Below are 15,129 nucleotides of genomic sequence, written 5' to 3'. Positions count from 1 at the left end.
AACGCGCAACGTTTGTGGCTTATTGCGCTATGAACGTGCTGCTGCCGACACGCGACAAAGCCAGGAGACATCGAAGCATCCTGGACATCGCGAACATGGCAACAAAACTCTCCCAGCCCATGAAATGGGTCGTTCTCGCCGCAATCACCGGCGTCAGCGTTTTCGGCATCCTGACCATCGGGCCCATGCCGGAGGTCGTAGCGCAAGACCGCTCGCCGATCGTCGACGTGCGCACCACCGATCCCGAGATGAACACCGCGATCGCGCGCGCCCGCGGTACGCTTCCCACCTTCTGGGCGTCCTATGACGCGCCAAAGCCGTCGGAGAGCGGGCACGCCTTGAAGGTGCGCTTTTCGACCCGCAGGGGCGGAGAGCATATCTGGATCGGTGACGTGAAGAAGCTGCCGAACGGTACCTATTCGGGCCTCTTCGCCAACGAGCCGCGCGATCTGCCGGGCAAACGGGCCGGCGACGCGGTCAAGTTCAGCGAAGCGGACATTTCAGACTGGATGTTCATGCGCAACGGCAAGATCGTCGGAGGCGAAACCATCAAGCCGACGCTGAAGTCGCTGCCAAAGGCCGACGCGGATGCCCTGAGGGCCCGGATGGAGCAGCCGTAGATTCTCTTCCCCTCTCCCCGCAAGCGGGGCGAAGTAAAGCGAACTTCGGTTGCCGCACCGCGCGTCGGCTGGTAAACGCCGCGCATGGCCGAGAAACCCAAAAAACCCCAGAAACTGAAGGCGCGCCTGCCGCGCGGGCTCGAGGATCGCGACCCCGCCGCGATCCGGGCGACGCGCGAGATGGTCGAGAAGATCCGCACCGTCTACGAGCTCTACGGGTTCGAGCCCGTGGAAACGCCGGCGATGGAATACACCGACGCGCTCGGCAAGTTCCTGCCCGATCAGGACCGTCCGAACGAGGGCGTGTTCTCGTTCCAGGACGACGACGAGCAGTGGATCAGCTTGCGCTACGATTTGACCGCGCCGCTCGCCCGCTATGTCGGCGAGCGATACGGCACCGACGGTCTGGTCCTGCCCTACCGCAGCTACCGCGTCGGCTACGTGTTCCGCAACGAGAAGCCCGGCCCCGGCCGTTTCCGCCAGTTCATGCAGTTCGATGCCGACACGGTCGGCTCGGCGACGCCGGCGGCGGATGCAGAGATGTGCATGATGGCCGCGGACACGATGGAGGCATTGGGAGTTCCTCGCGGCTCCTACGTAGTGAAGATCAATAGTCGCAAGATATTTGATGGGGTATTGGAATCCATTGGACTGGGCGGCGAAGAAAATGCGGTACGTAGGCTCACCGTTCTGAGGACAATCGATAAACTTGATAAGTTTTCAACCGACGACATCAGGAAACTGCTCGGACCTGGTCGTTGGGATGGCGGTGAGGAAGGCAAAGGGGATTTTACTAAGGGCGCGGGCCTTACTCCAGATCAAATGGAGATAGTCTTTCGTGTTGCAGGCGGACACAATGAGTCTTGGGTAAGAGTTGATAGCGACAACCAGCCCTACGAAGACGACTGGTGCTTAAGTCCCGCGCAGTTCAAACAGCATTTGTCCGACAATCAAGCTTGGGCCGCAGATGATGGTGCCCCCGGCTACTTCTTTTCTAACGACACTTTGCTCACAAATTGGCGACCACTTCTGAATTCTCCAACCGGATTACAGGGGCTAGAGGAGCTTGAGCAGATTTGTTCTATCTTGACGTCGGCTGGTTATGGCTCTCAGCGGATACGTATTGCTTCCGAAGTCGTCCGCGGTCTCGAATATTACACGGGTTCCGTACTTGAGGTCGAGCTGCTGCTCGAGACCAAGGATGAAAAGGGCCGGCCCGTGCGGTTCGGCTCCGTCGGTGGTGGCGGCCGCTACGACGGCCTCGTCTCGCGCTTCCGCGGCGAGCCGGTGCCGGCGACCGGTTTCTCGATCGGCGTATCACGGCTTCAGGCCGCGCTGACGCTCCTCGGCAAGCTCGACACGCGGCCCGAATTCGGCCCCGTCGTCGTCACCGTGTTCGATCGCGACCGCGTCGCCGACTATCAGAAAATGGTGGCGTCCTTGCGCGCTGCCGGCATCCGAGCCGAGCTCTATCTCGGCAATCCCAAGAACATGGGCAACCAGCTCAAATATGCCGACCGCCGCAACAGCCCTTGCGTGATCATCCAGGGCTCGGATGAAAAGGCGCGCGGCGAGCTGCAGATCAAGGATCTGATCGAAGGCGCCAAGGCCGCCGCCGCGATCGCCTCCAACCAGGAGTGGCGCGAGAGCCGCCCGGCGCAGTTCTCGTGCAGCGAAGCCGACCTCGTCGCCAAGGTGCGCGAAGTCCTGGGCCGCCATGACGTAAAGTGGGGATAGCCATTCCGGAAGGCCGTCACGCCCGGGCTTGTCCCCGGCATCCACGTCTTGTTTGATGGCGACCGTCAATGGCCGGTGTTCGGCCGCAAGGGAGAGAACGATGCCTGAGATTACCGTCAGCATGGCCGAAGGCCGCACCGACGAGCAGAAGGCCGGCATGATGCGCGACATCACCCAGGCCCTGGTGAAGAATCTCGGCGTCGATGCCGATGCCGTCGTCATCCAGATCAACGAAGCCCCGCTCCGTCACAAGATGAAGGGCGGCAAGACGTTTGTGGAGCGCGCGGCGGCTGCGAAGAAGTAGCCAGCGCTATATCGGCAGTCTCCACTGTCGTCCCCGCCGAGTGCGCAATTGCGCACGGGAGCGGGGACCCATAACCACAGGCAGTGGTTATTTGGCGAGCTGGTAACTCCGAGTCTTCGCCAAACTACTCCCTGTGGTTATGGGTCCCGGATCGGCGCTCCGCTTCGCTGCGCTTGTCCGGGACGACGGCGGAGTTTGAGGCCCCCATGGACGCACGCGACTTCATCAAGGTCGGCATGAGCGCCGAGCGCACGCTGGTGGTGCCGGCCGAGCGGACGGTCGGGCATTTCGTGCCCGGCATGCCCATGGTCTATGCGACGCCGATGATGATCCTGGAGATGGAGATGACGTCGGGCGATGCGATCCGCGCCGCGCTTCAGCCGGGCTGGGTCACCGTCGGCACCGAAGTCGACATCCGCCACCTCGCAGCCGCTCTCGTCGGTGCGACGGTGCGGACCACCGCGAAGGTGGTCGCGGTCGAGCGCCGCGTCATCCGTTTCGAGGTCGAGGCGTTCGAGGGCACGCGCAGGCTCGGCGAGGGCCGCCATGCGCGCGGGCTCGTGAATGTCGAGATGTTCAACAAGCGGCTCGGGGCGTAGCGGCGAGCGCGATGCCGTAGGGTGGGCAAAGGCGCGAAGCGCCGTGCCCACCATCTTTTCGGGATCGCGAACGAAGTTGGTGGGCACGCTTCCGCCTTCGCTCGTCGAGCTTCGGCGGACAAGCCGCTTTGCCCACCCTACGACACCTGCTTACTTCGCCAGCTCCTTCGACCGCTTCGTCGCGGCCGCGATTGCGCGGATCATCAGATCGCGCAGGCCCGGCTCGCCCATCAGCACGCCGAGTGCCGCGGCGGTGGTGCCGCCGGGCGAGGTGACGTTCTGGCGTAGCGTGCTGGAGGGAAGCTCCGACTGGTGCAGAAGTTCACCAGAGCCGGCGACGGTTTCGCGTGCAAGCTTCGTCGCCAGCGCCTCGGGCAGTCCGGCCTCGACGCCGGCGCGCGCGAGCTCTTCGGCGAGCAGGAACACATAGGCCGGGCCTGAGCCGGACACCGCGGTGACCGCATCCATCAGGCCTTCATCCTCGACCCATTCGACCGAGCCGGTGGCACGCAGCAGCGCATCGGCTACCGCGCGCTGCGTGGTGCTGACGTTCTTCGCCGCGACGGCGACCGTGATGCCGCGACCGATCGCGGCCGGCGTGTTCGGCATCGCGCGCACCACAGCGCCACCGCAGACCTCTTCGAGCGATGCGATCGTGGTTCCCGCCATGATCGAGACCACCGAGGTCTTGTCCGAGACGAATTGCTTCAGTTTGGCGCCGGCCTCGCGGAACATCTGCGGCTTCACCGCGACGACCAGAGTCTCGACCGTGCCGACGGCGCTGACATCGGGATTGAGCGCAACGCCGTTGGCGGCAAGCGCGGTGATCTCAGGTGAGATGTGCGGATCGATCACCGCGACGCGGCGCGGATCGAGCCCGCCCGAAAGCCATCCGGTCAGCATCGCGCCGCCCATCTTGCCGGCGCCGGCGAGGAGGATGGTGCCGGTGATGTTCTTGAGAGTGCTGCTGTCTGCCACTGTGGTCACCACAAACAAAGGTGTCGTCCCGGCGAAGGCCGGGACCCATAACCACAGGCGGTTCTAGTGGATGGAGGGCGGAGCAACAAGCATCGCGCGATACGGAGAAATCACGCGGTATGGGTCCGGATCTGCGCTCCGCCTGTCCGGCACGATGCTGAGGAGGGCGCGCGCGCCCCTCACCATCTTGGAGAGAGGCCTTACGCCTCTCCCACCGTGTCGAACATCGCCGCGTCCATCGCCTGCGCGGTGGTCTTGCCGGCCCACACCACGAACTGGAACGCCGGAAAGTAGCGCTCGCAAGCGTGGATGGCGCCGGCGAGCATGGCTTCGCATTGCGCGGTCGAGGCGGTGAGCCCGCCCGGCAGCACCAGGGCCTGGCGGTGCATGATCATGCCGGTGTTGGTCCACAGGTCGAAATGGCCGACCCACAATTGCTCGTTGACCGCAGCGACCAGCCGTTGCACTTCGCTCCGCCGTGCAACCGGAATCTTCATGTCGAAGGCGCAAGCCAGATGCAGCGCCTCGATCTCACCCATCCAGGTGAAGGAGATCTGATAGTCGGTCCATTGTCCCTTGGAGACAATCGTGAGCTCGTCTTCGCCGGAGCGTTCGAACGGCCAGTTGTTGCTGGCAGCGATGTCCTCGACCACCGCGAGCGGGTGATTTCTGGAATCGATAGTGCCTTCGAGCAGGGACATTCCGTCTCGACCTCTTGCCTTTTTGTTGTCTTTGATACGCACTCGGTCGGCCCGGCGCGCTCCCTCAACGTCGCTGTCGCGATCCCCTCGGATCAGCGCGAGCCTATCGCGGATCAAGTGATGTGATTTGCGGAATCTGCGCAACTGGCTGCCGAGTCCGTCCACAAGCCAGGACTCGTTCGTCCACAGCTCATCTCCGCCACAATTCTTAACGAATGAGAACAAATCGGAATCGGATTCGCCGATGGCGCGCCAATCGTTAATTCCGCCGGGCGAGGCCACACCCGTCATGGCGGCATGGGACCATGCGGTTTTTCATGCGGAACGCGCTTGCTGCGGCCGCCGGGTGGCGTCATATTTCCGGTCAGGCCGTTCATCCCGGGCGGCCGATGTTCTCAGGGCGGGGTGAAAGTCCCCACCGGCGGTAAGGGTCGCAAGGCCCAAGCCCGCGAGCGCCTTCCCCCAAGGATCTTCCTGAAAAGGAATTTTGCCGAAGGGAAGGGTCAGCAGATTCGGTGCAACTCCGAAGCCGACGGTTAAAGTCCGGATGAAAGAGAACGGTCGGTGGCAGACGCATCGCAAGGTGCGGCTGCTTGTCGTTCCGTGTGCCCTGATTCTGGTCCTTTGAAGGAAAGCCATGAATCAGATGTTGCAAGACCCCCAAACCGAAACTTCCGAAGTCACCCAACCGCCGGTTCCGCAGGATCCGGCACCCGAGCATCCGCGCTTCGCGAAACCGCAGCGGGTGGCCTTCGTGCAGGCCTGCTGGCACCGCGACGTGGTCGAGGAGGCCCGCATCGCCTTCGTGAAGGAGGCGGCCGCACGTCACCTCAATCATGTCGACGTGTTCGAGGTGCCGGGCTCGTTCGAGATCCCGCTGCATGCGCAGATCCTCGCCAAGACGCGGCGCTACACCGCGATCGTCGCGGCGGGCCTCGTCGTCGACGGCGGCATCTACCGACACGAGTTCGTCGCCGACACCGTGATCAAGGCGCTGATGGACGTGCAGCTGCGCACCGAGGTGCCGGTGTTCTCGGCGGTGCTGACGCCGCAGCAATTCCACGAGACCGAGGTGCACTACGATTTCTTCCGCAGGCATTTTGCGATCAAGGGCGTCGAGGTCGCCGCAGCCTGTGCCGAGACATTGCTCGGCCTGGAGCGCCTGCGCGGTCAGGTCGCGGCGGGCATTGTGTAGCCGTCCGCTCACACGCCGCTGATTGTCAATCCCGTCGCCGTCCCTATAAAGTCGGCGGCGGGAGGAGGCCGTGCCGTGGAGACGGGCGGCCGACAAGATCATGTTCGAAGGACACGATCCCTATCTCGTCGCGCTCTCTGTGGCGATCGCGAGTCTGGGTGGCTATACCGGCTTTGCGCTTGCTGCTCGCATCCGCAACACGCCCGGCGTCAGCAACCGCGTTCTGCTCGCGGGTGCGGCGGCATTTCTGGCCGTCGGCATCTGGACCATGCATTTCGTCGGCATGCTGGCCGCGCCGCTGCCGCCGGACACGGTCTATCTCGTTCTTCCCACCATCATCTCGTTCCTGATCTGCGCGCTGGTGGTCGGCATTTCTCTTTTCTTTGTCTCGATCGGCGAGCCATCCCTGAAGCGAGTGGCCTCGTCGGCGGTCCTGCTCGGCGTCGGCATCGCCAGCATGCATTATGTCGGCATTCATGGTCTCGCCGGTCACTTCGGCATCGTCCACGACCGGACCATGGTGCTGCTCTCGGTCGTGGTCGCGATCGTCACCGCCTATGGTGGTTTGCGCGCCTTCCTGGCGCAGCAGGAGGGCGTCCGGCTGATCGTCAGTTCGGTTGCGTTCGGCATCGCCGTCTCCGGCATGCATTACACGGCGATGCTCGGCATGCATTTCGAGCCGCTGACCGGCGCGGCGCATCACCATGCCGGCGGCGGTCTTGCCGCGTCGCAGCAAATCCTGTCGATCATCGTTGCGGTGCTGTGCTTCGTCATCGCAGCCGGCTTCCTGCTGTCGCTGGTTCCCGACCAGCGGCGTCAGACGTCGACCTCTGTTGCTGCCGAACCGGCTGCTTCGCCGGTCGCGGCGGCCGCCATCGAACTGATCGCTGCGCCGGCTGCAGCTCCGCGCCCGGTGGCCCCGCTCGGCGGTCTCGGCCAGCCGCCCCGCACGCCGGTTCCCCGGTTGCCGGTCGAGAGCGCCGACGGCACGCACTTCATCGAGACAGCCAATGTCCGCAGCGTCCGGGCCGATGCGCATTACACCCGTGTTCACGACGGCACCCGCGAGCGAATGTGCCCCTGGTCGATCTCGGAGGCCGAGGCCCAGCTCGATCCCTCGTTGTTCCTCCGGGTGCACCGCAGCCATATCGTTGCCATCCCCCATGTCGCATTGGTCCGCAAAGAGGGGGATGGCGCCGTGCTCGAGCTCGACGGTCCGTCGCCGCATCGGGTCCCGGTCAGCCGTGCCAAGATAGCTGAGGTGAAGGCAAGGTTGGGCCTAGCGAACCGGCGGCACGCGTAGAGTCGGGCCGCACGGGAGGCGCGTTCTTTCTTACCCTCCCCTGGAGGGGGAGGGTCGCTTCGCATGGAGCGGAGCGTAGTGCGGAGCGGGGTGGGGTGACGGTCCCTCCGCGATGAATACCCCCCGAGTGGAGAGATCACCCCACCCCGCCCGCGCTTCGCGCGGTCGACCCTCCCCCTCCAGGGGAGGGTAGGTGGCCGCCGCGCCATACGTCGCCTCACCTGACGCAATTCGTGCGTTCCCCGCCGCAACTCGTGCGAAATCCGCTGTTCCGTGCCCGAATGATTGCGGGTTGCCCCTCTCGGAGTGACCGTCCCCTCCAACGTCCGCGCCGTCACGCGCAAGAGGACGACGAGGAGGAGATGATGATCCCAGGCTCATTCAGCTATCACCGGCCGGCGAGTGTCGCCGATGCCGTCAAGCTCTTGGCAGACCTCGGCGAGGATGCCCGGCCGCTGGCCGGCGGGCACAGTCTGGTGCCGATGATGAAGCTTCGGCTCGCCACCCCCGCCCATCTGATCGACCTGCACGGCATCGCCGCCCTCAAGGGCATCAGCCGCGACGGCAACAATCTTGTCATCGGCGCGATGACCACCCAGCACGAGCTGCTGGCCTCCGACGAAATCGCCCAGTCGATGCCGATCCTGCATGAAGCGGCACTGCTGATCGCCGACCCGCAGGTGCGCTACCGCGGCACGATCGGCGGCAATGTCGCCAATGGGGATCCCGGCAATGACATGCCGGCGCTGATGATGACCTTGGGGGCAACCTATCGCCTCGAAGGCCCGGGTGGCTCCCGCGACGTCGCGGCGGCCGACTTCTATCAGGGCGCCTATTTCACCGCGCTCGAGCCCGGCGAGATCCTGACCTCCGTCTCGGTTCCCGTGCCCGCGGCCGGCCACGGCTACGCCTACGAAAAACTCAAGCGCAAGGTCGGTGACTACGCCACCGCCGCCGCCGCCGTGGTTCTCACCATGTCCGGCGGCAAGGTCGCGACCTGCGCGATCGGGCTCACCAACGTCCACGAGACGCCGCTGCTGGCTGCCGATGCCGCCAAGGCCGTGATTGGCACCAGCCTCGATGCGGCGACGTTGAAGAAGGCCGCCGCTGCGGCCGCAGCGATCATGGCACCAGCTGCGGATGCCCGCGGCCCGGTCGAATACCGAAAACATGTCGGCGGCATCATGGTGACGCGCGCGCTTCAGCGCGCCGCCGCTGTCGCGAAGTAAGGGAGGGGGATCGATGGCTAAAACACACGTCACCATGAAGGTGAACGGCGCCGAGGTCGAAGGCCTCGTCGAGCCGCGCACGCTGCTGGTGCATTTCATCCGCGAGAATCTGCAGATGACCGGCACCCATATCGGCTGCGAGACCACGCATTGCGGCGCCTGCACCGTCGACATCGACGGCATGTCGGTGAAGTCCTGCACCATGTTCGCGGTGCAGGCCGATGGCTCCGACATCACCACGATCGAAGGCATGGCCAACGCCGACGGCACGCTGTCGGCCTTGCAGGAAGGTTTCCGCATGATGCACGGCCTGCAATGCGGCTTCTGCACGCCCGGCATGATCGTCCGCGCGCATCGGCTGCTGAAGGAAAATCCCTCGCCGAGCGAGCCGGAAATCCGGATGGGCATCTCCGGCAACATCTGCCGCTGCACCGGCTACCAGAACATCGTCAAAGCCATTCAATACGCCGCCGCAAAGATCAACGGCGTGGAATTCCAGGAGGCCGCAGAATGAACGACCTCACTCCCACGCGGGAACAACGCACCGCCGCACTCGAAGGCATGGGCTGCAAGCGCAAGCGCGTCGAGGACATCCGCTTCACCCAAGGCAAGGGCAATTACGTCGACGACGTCAAGCTGCCCGGCATGCTGCACGGCGACTTCGTCCGCTCGCCGCACCCGCATGCGCGCGTCAAGAAGATCGACGACAGCGCGGCGCTGAAGGTGCCCGGCGTGCTCGCGGTGATCACCGCCGAGACGCTGAAGACCGTGAACCTCGCCTGGATGCCGACCTTGGCCGGCGACGTGCAGATGGTTCTGGCCGACGGCAAGGTGCTGTTTCAGAATCAGGAGGTCGCCTTCGTCGTCGCCACCGACCGCTATGCGGCCGATGACGGCATCAACGCGGTCATCGTCGAATACGAGCCGCTGCCGCCGCTGGTCGATCCCTTCAAGGCGATGGACGCGAACGCGCCGGTGCTGCGCGAGGATCTCGTCGGCAAGATGTCCGGCGCGCATGGTCCGCGCAAGCACGACAACCACATCTTCGAGTGGACCGTCGGCGACAAGGACCTCACAGACGCCGCCTTTAGGAAGGCGGAGGTCACGATCAAGGAGATGATCTCTTATCACCGCACCCATCCGTCGCCGCTCGAAACCTGCCAGTGCGTCTGCTCTTTTGACAAGATCAAGGGCGAGCTGACGATCTACGGCACCTTCCAGGCCCCGCACGTGATCCGCACCGTGGTGGCGCTGATCGCAAAAATTCCGGAGCATAAGATCCACGTGATCGCGCCCGACATCGGCGGTGGCTTCGGCAACAAGGTCGGCGCCTATCCCGGTTATATCTGTGCGGCGGTGGCCTCCATCGTCACCGGCAAGCCGGTGAAATGGGTCGAGGACCGCATCGAGAACCTCACCGCGACCTCGTTCGCGCGCGACTATCACATGACCACCGAGATCGCCGCGACCAAGGACGGCAAGGTCACCGGCCTTCGCGTCCACGTGCTCGCCGATCACGGTGCGTTCGACGCCTGCGCCGACCCGTCGAAATGGCCGGCCGGCTTCTTCAACATCGTCACTGGCTCCTATGACTTCCCGACCGCACATCTGGCTGTCGATGGCGTCTACACCAACAAGGCGCCGGGCGGCGTCGCCTACCGTTGCTCGTTCCGCGTCACGGAGGCGGCCTACTGCATCGAGCGCGCCATGGATATTCTGGCGCAGAAGCTCAACATGGACCCCGCTGAACTCCGGCTGAAGAACTTCATCAAGCCGGAGCAGTTCCCCTATCACTCGGCGCTCGGCTGGGAATACGATTCCGGCGACTACCACACCGCCATGCGCAAGATGATGGAGACGACCGGCTACGCCGCGCTCCGGAAGGAGCAGGCGGAGAAGCGTGCCGCGTTCGCGCGGGGGGAGACCCGCGAGATCATGGGGCTCGGCATCTCCTTCTTCACCGAGATCGTCGGTGCTGGCCCGTCGAAGAACTGCGACATCCTCGGCATTGCGATGTTCGACTCCTGCGAGATCCGGATGCATCCGACCGGGGCCGGCATCGCGCGGGTCGGTTCAAAAAGCCAGGGCCAGGGCCACGAGACCACCTGGGCCCAGATCATCGCCACCGAGATCGGCATTCCCGCCGATAACATCATGGTGGAGGAGGGCAACACCGACACCGCGCCCTATGGGCTCGGCACTTACGGCTCACGCTCGACGCCGGTCGCGGGTGCCGCAATCGCCATGGCCGCGCGAAAGATCAAGGCCAAGGCGCAGATGATCGCGGCCTACAAGCTCGAGGTCCACGAGGACGATCTCGAATTCGACATCGACGGCTTCCGGGTGAAGGGCCTGCCGGAGAAGTTCATGTCGATGAAGGACATCTGCTGGGCGGCGTACAACTCGGTGCCGCCGGGCATGGAGCCGGGACTGGAAGCGGTGAGCTATTACGATCCGCCCAACATGACCTATCCGTTCGGCGCTTATCTCTGCGTGATGGACATCGACGTCGATACCGGCGTGTACAAGGTCCGGCGCTTCTATGCGCTCGACGATTGCGGCACCCGGATCAACCCGATGATCATCGAGGGGCAGGTGCATGGCGGCCTGACCGAAGCCTTCGCCATCGCGATGGGCCAGGAGATCCGCTACGACGAGGTAGGTAACGTCGTCACCGGCTCGTTTATGGATTTCTTCATGCCGACTGCGGTGGAGACGCCGCATTGGGAAACCGACTTCACCGTCACCCCGTCGCCGCATCACCCGATCGGCGCCAAGGGCGTCGGCGAAAGCCCGAATGTCGGCGGTGTGCCGGCCTTCTCCAATGCCGTCAACGACGCGTTCTCGTTCCTGGGCAGCACGCACATCCAGATGCCGCATGATTTCTGGCGCAACTGGAAGGCGGCGAAGGATCTGGGCGCGGTGGCGTAGCGATGAAGGGCCGTGATGAGATCGCGCAAGCGCTGGCCGCATCGGGCTATATCGCCGATGCGGACCTCGCGACTGCGATCTCGCTGATGCAATTGTTGCGGCGTCCGCTGCTGCTCGAGGGCGAGGCGGGCGTCGGCAAGACGGAAGTGGCGAAAGCACTTGCAAAAGTGCATGCGACCGAGCTGATCCGGCTGCAATGCTACGAGGGCCTAGATCAGTCCTCCGCGCTCTACGAGTGGAATTACCAGCGGCAATTGCTGGCGATCCAGGCCCATCGCGGCAGCGATAGCATCGAGGACCAGGTGTTCTCGGAAAAATACCTGCTCGAGCGCCCCTTGCTCGCCGCGATCCGTCGGCCGAAGGCGCCGGTGCTGCTGATCGACGAGATCGACCGCGCCGACGACGAGTTCGAGGCGTTCCTGCTGGAGCTGCTTTCGGACTTCCAGGTCTCGATCCCCGAGCTCGGCACCATTCCCGCAATCACCATCCCGCATGTCGTGCTGACCTCGAACGGCACGCGCGAGCTCTCCGACGCGTTGCGCCGGCGCTGCCTCTATCACTATGTCGACTATCCCGACGTCGACCGCGAGACCCGCATCATCCTGGCGCGCGTCATGGGCGCGAGCCCGTCGCTGTCGCTCCAGATCGCGCGCATGGTCGAGGGTGTGCGCAAGGAGGAGCTGCGAAAAGTCCCGGGCGTGGCGGAGACGCTGGATTGGGCGGCAGCTCTCGTCGGCCTCGACGTAACCAATCTTCACGACGCACCCGAGATTGTGCATGAGACGCTCGTCTGCCTGTTGAAGACTCACGAAGACCGCGCCCGTGTCACGCCAGAGGTGACACAGCGCCTGCTGGGAAAGGTCGCATGAGCTGCTGTGGCTCCAGCCCCGGATATGATGACCTCAACGAGGTCTCGCGCCTCGTCTCCGCGAAGCTTGCGGCGTTCCTGCGCACGCTACGCGAGGCCGGCTTTCGCGTCGGGCTCGCCGAAGGGCAGGATGCGGCGACGCTGATATCATCGGGCTATGCGGCGCGGCCGGGTCTGCTGCGCACGGCGTTCAAGCACCTGTTCTCGGCACGCAAATCCGACTGGGACAAGTTCGACGGTCTGTTCGACGCGTTCTGGTTGGGCAAGCGCGTGCGCTCGCGCTCCCGCACGATTGGATCAACACCGGGCGCCAGCAATCCCTCGCTGAAGAGCTTGCAGGATGCCGCGGCGGAGCAGGGCAGTAACCAGTCCGCCGTAGACCAGCTTCCGTCCTCCGACGACGCGCCGGAAGGCCGTTCCGGCGAGGGCCGCATGGAAGGTGCTTCACGCGCCGACAATTTTGCCGAGGTCGATTTCCGAAAGCTGAGCGATCCAGACCAGGTCGCGCAGGCCCATGAGGCCGCAGCAGCGCTCGCCAAGGCAATGCGGACGCGGCTGACCCGGCGCGATCTGGCGCGCCGGCGTGGCTACCGGCTTGATCTCCGCCGCACGATTCACCGCAACATCAGCCATGGCGGCGTTCCCATCAGCCTGGTGAAACGCCAGCGCAAGGACAAGCCGTTGCGGCTGGTCGTGCTGCTCGATGCCTCGGGCTCGATGAGCATGTACACGGCAGTCTTCTTGCGCTTCATCCACGGTGTGCTCGACCAGTTCCGTGAGGCCGAGGCGTTCCTGTTCCACACGCGCCTCGCCTACGTCTCCGACGCGATGAAGGAGAAGGACGCCGGCCGCGCGCTCGACCGGCTCTCGATCATGGCGCAAGGCGCGGGCGGCGGCACCAGGATCGGCGAGTGCTTGCAAACCTTCAATCGCTGGCACGCCGCGCGCGTGATCCATTCCCGCAGCTGCGTGATGATCGTGTCCGACGGCTACGAGACCGGCGATGCCGCATTGCTTGGCCGCGAGATGGCGGCGCTGCACCGGCGCTGTCGCCGCATTGTCTGGCTCAACCCGATGATGGCGTGGGAGGGCTACACGCCCGAAGCGCGGGGCATAAGAGCTGCGTTGCCGCATGTCGATCTCTATGCGCGCGCGAATTCGCTGAGCAGCCTGCGAGCGCTCGAACCCTATTTAGCGAAGCTTTGAGGAGGCTTCCGATGACCGCTCATGTCGAAGTGCTTGATGTAGTCGCTCAGATGAAGGCCGCCGAGCGTGCCTTCGTGCTCGCGACGGTGGTGCGCACGGTGTCGGTGACCGCGGCGAAGGCTGGCGCCAAGGCGATCATCGCCGCCGACGGCACCATCGTCGCGGGTTGGATCGGCGGGGGCTGCGCCAAGGGCGCGGTGCTGAAGGCGGCGCGCGAGGCGCTCGCCGATGGCGAGCCGCGCATGGTCTCGGTGCAGCCGGAGAACCTGCTGGCCGAGCTCGGCGTCAGCGCGGGGGAGAGCCGCGACGGCATCCGCTTTGCCAGCAACATGTGCCCGAGCAAGGGCACGATGGACATCTTCGTCGAGCCGGTGCTGCCGCATCCCTCGCTCGTCATTCTCGGTGCGAGCCCGGTGGCGCTGTCGCTTGCGGCGCAGGCGCGCGTGCTCGGCTATCACGTCACGTTTGCTGCGCCGTCCGCCGATCTCACGGCGCAGCCGGACGCCGACGCGGTCATCGATGGTTATCAGCTCGGCGAGCTCAACGACTCCAAGCGCTTCGTCGTCGTCTCGACGCAGGGCAAGGGCGACGAGGCCGCCTTGCGCGCGGCGGTCGCGACCAAAGCCTGTTATCACGCCTTCGTCGGCAGCCGCCGCAAGATGGCTTCGCTGCGCGCAAAACTCCTTGCAGAGAGCGCCAGCGCGGCTGCGATCGACGATTTCAAGGCGCCGGCCGGCCTCGATCTCGGCGCGATCACGCCGGAGGAGATCGCAATGTCGATCCTCGCCGAGATCACCAGAGAACGCCGGCGTGGCCAGCGCGCGGCCAATCAAACAGCAAGCAGAGAGTGAGACACCGATCATGCAGATGAACGACAGCCAGCGAATTCCCGCCTCACGCGAGCAGGTGTGGGCGGCGCTGAACGATCCCGCTGTGCTGAAGCAGTGCATCCCGGGCTGCCAGTCGCTCGAGGTGACCGCGCCGAACGAGATGACCGCGACGGTGGTCTTCAAGGTCGGCCCGGTGAAGGCGACGTTCAGCGGTAAGGTGACGCTGTCCGATTTCGATCCGCCCAACAGTTACCGTATCTCAGGAGAGGGCTCCGGCGGCGTCGCCGGCTTCGCCAAGGGTGGCGCGGTGGTGCGGTTGGAATCCGAGAGCGCCGACGTGACGGTGTTGCATTACGAAGTCGATGCGCAGATCGGTGGCAAGCTCGCGCAGTTGGGAGCACGGCTGATCAATTCGACCGCGACGAAGCTGGCGGGGGAGTTCTTCAAGTCATTTGCCGACGTGGTGAGCGCGAAGGCCGAGGCAGGCTAGCTGCCGTAGGGTGGGCAAATCGACTTGTCCGCCGTAGCTCGAAGAGCGAAGGCGGAAGCGAGCCTACCGTCTTCATCGCTACAAAAGAAGGTGGGCACGGCGCTTTGCGCCTTTGCCCACCCTACGATAGTCGCGCAA

15 protein-coding genes and 1 riboswitch are annotated in these 15,129 nt (G+C 64.6%); of the genes, 13 read left to right on the top strand and 2 right to left on the bottom strand.

All coding sequences use genetic code 11. The features are described 5' to 3' along the window. Positions 1-95 precede the first annotated feature (95 nt). The 4 genes from AB7G19_RS36640 to AB7G19_RS36625 all read left to right on the top strand — a co-directional run bounded on the left by AB7G19_RS36640 (position 96) and on the right by AB7G19_RS36625 (position 3,260). Entirely contained in the window at positions 96-620 is a 525-nt protein-coding gene (locus AB7G19_RS36640; RefSeq protein ID WP_085403432.1) for a YegJ family protein, read from the top strand. Positions 621-704: 84 nt separating this feature from the next. Next, positions 705-2,357: a histidine--tRNA ligase gene (hisS, locus tag AB7G19_RS36635; protein WP_085403339.1), complete on the top strand. Its 1,653-nt coding sequence runs from the start codon at positions 705-707 to the stop codon at positions 2,355-2,357. A 55-nt stretch (positions 2,358-2,412) separates the two neighbouring features. After that, positions 2,413-2,661: a tautomerase family protein gene (locus AB7G19_RS36630; RefSeq protein WP_071909549.1), complete on the top strand. Its 249-nt coding sequence runs from the start codon at positions 2,413-2,415 to the stop codon at positions 2,659-2,661. A gap of 206 nt (positions 2,662-2,867) precedes the next feature. After that, positions 2,868-3,260, top strand: coding sequence for a thioesterase family protein (locus tag AB7G19_RS36625; RefSeq protein ID WP_063985570.1), 393 nt, complete (start codon positions 2,868-2,870; stop codon positions 3,258-3,260). A gap of 150 nt (positions 3,261-3,410) precedes the next feature. Here AB7G19_RS36625 and proC read toward each other — a convergent pair whose 3' ends face one another. Further along, entirely contained in the window at positions 3,411-4,247 is an 837-nt protein-coding gene (gene proC / locus AB7G19_RS36620) for a pyrroline-5-carboxylate reductase (RefSeq protein ID WP_244623315.1), read from the bottom strand. A gap of 191 nt (positions 4,248-4,438) precedes the next feature. Continuing rightward, positions 4,439-4,939 (bottom strand): YbjN domain-containing protein, encoded by a 501-nt coding sequence (locus tag AB7G19_RS36615; RefSeq protein WP_028169834.1) that lies wholly within the window; start codon positions 4,937-4,939, stop codon positions 4,439-4,441. Positions 4,940-5,326: 387 nt separating this feature from the next. Continuing rightward, positions 5,327-5,502, top strand: a riboswitch (FMN riboswitch). A 74-nt stretch (positions 5,503-5,576) separates the two neighbouring features. On the opposite strand from AB7G19_RS36615, the gene AB7G19_RS36610 reads away from it, so the two are divergent. The 9 genes from AB7G19_RS36610 to AB7G19_RS36570 all read left to right on the top strand — a co-directional run bounded on the left by AB7G19_RS36610 (position 5,577) and on the right by AB7G19_RS36570 (position 14,991). After that, positions 5,577-6,134: a 6,7-dimethyl-8-ribityllumazine synthase gene (locus AB7G19_RS36610; RefSeq protein ID WP_071909551.1), complete on the top strand. Its 558-nt coding sequence runs from the start codon at positions 5,577-5,579 to the stop codon at positions 6,132-6,134. Positions 6,135-6,234: 100 nt separating this feature from the next. Next, positions 6,235-7,437, top strand: coding sequence for an MHYT domain-containing protein (locus AB7G19_RS36605; RefSeq protein ID WP_085403431.1), 1,203 nt, complete (start codon positions 6,235-6,237; stop codon positions 7,435-7,437). A 365-nt stretch (positions 7,438-7,802) separates the two neighbouring features. Further along, positions 7,803-8,666, top strand: a complete 864-nt coding sequence (locus AB7G19_RS36600; protein WP_085398496.1) for an FAD binding domain-containing protein — start codon at positions 7,803-7,805, stop codon at positions 8,664-8,666. A 13-nt stretch (positions 8,667-8,679) separates the two neighbouring features. Next, positions 8,680-9,180: a (2Fe-2S)-binding protein gene (locus tag AB7G19_RS36595; RefSeq protein WP_063985567.1), complete on the top strand. Its 501-nt coding sequence runs from the start codon at positions 8,680-8,682 to the stop codon at positions 9,178-9,180. Continuing rightward, positions 9,177-11,597: an aerobic carbon-monoxide dehydrogenase large subunit gene (locus AB7G19_RS36590; RefSeq protein ID WP_085398486.1), complete on the top strand. Its 2,421-nt coding sequence runs from the start codon at positions 9,177-9,179 to the stop codon at positions 11,595-11,597. The genes AB7G19_RS36595 and AB7G19_RS36590 overlap by 4 nt, the downstream gene beginning before the upstream one ends. Positions 11,598-11,599: 2 nt before the next feature. Next, positions 11,600-12,466 (top strand): AAA family ATPase, encoded by an 867-nt coding sequence (locus tag AB7G19_RS36585; RefSeq protein WP_085398487.1) that lies wholly within the window; start codon positions 11,600-11,602, stop codon positions 12,464-12,466. Next, positions 12,463-13,671 (top strand): vWA domain-containing protein, encoded by a 1,209-nt coding sequence (locus AB7G19_RS36580; protein WP_441268765.1) that lies wholly within the window; start codon positions 12,463-12,465, stop codon positions 13,669-13,671. The genes AB7G19_RS36585 and AB7G19_RS36580 overlap by 4 nt, the downstream gene beginning before the upstream one ends. Before the next feature lie 11 nt (positions 13,672-13,682). Next, on the top strand, positions 13,683-14,522 hold the full coding sequence (locus AB7G19_RS36575) for an XdhC family protein (protein WP_085398489.1): 840 nt from the start codon (positions 13,683-13,685) through the stop codon (positions 14,520-14,522). A 10-nt stretch (positions 14,523-14,532) separates the two neighbouring features. After that, the gene (locus tag AB7G19_RS36570; protein ID WP_085398490.1) at positions 14,533-14,991 is read left to right on the top strand and encodes an SRPBCC family protein; all 459 of its coding nucleotides are present in this window, start codon (positions 14,533-14,535) and stop codon (positions 14,989-14,991) included. Positions 14,992-15,129: the final 138 nt, after the last annotated feature.

The sequence above is a fragment of the Bradyrhizobium sp. 215_C5_N1_1 genome, from assembly GCF_052075935.1.
Classification (GTDB): domain Bacteria; phylum Pseudomonadota; class Alphaproteobacteria; order Rhizobiales; family Xanthobacteraceae; genus Bradyrhizobium; species Bradyrhizobium barranii.
The sequence above is the reverse complement of the archived record's forward strand: the minus strand, read 5'-3'. Positions and strand labels throughout refer to the sequence as shown.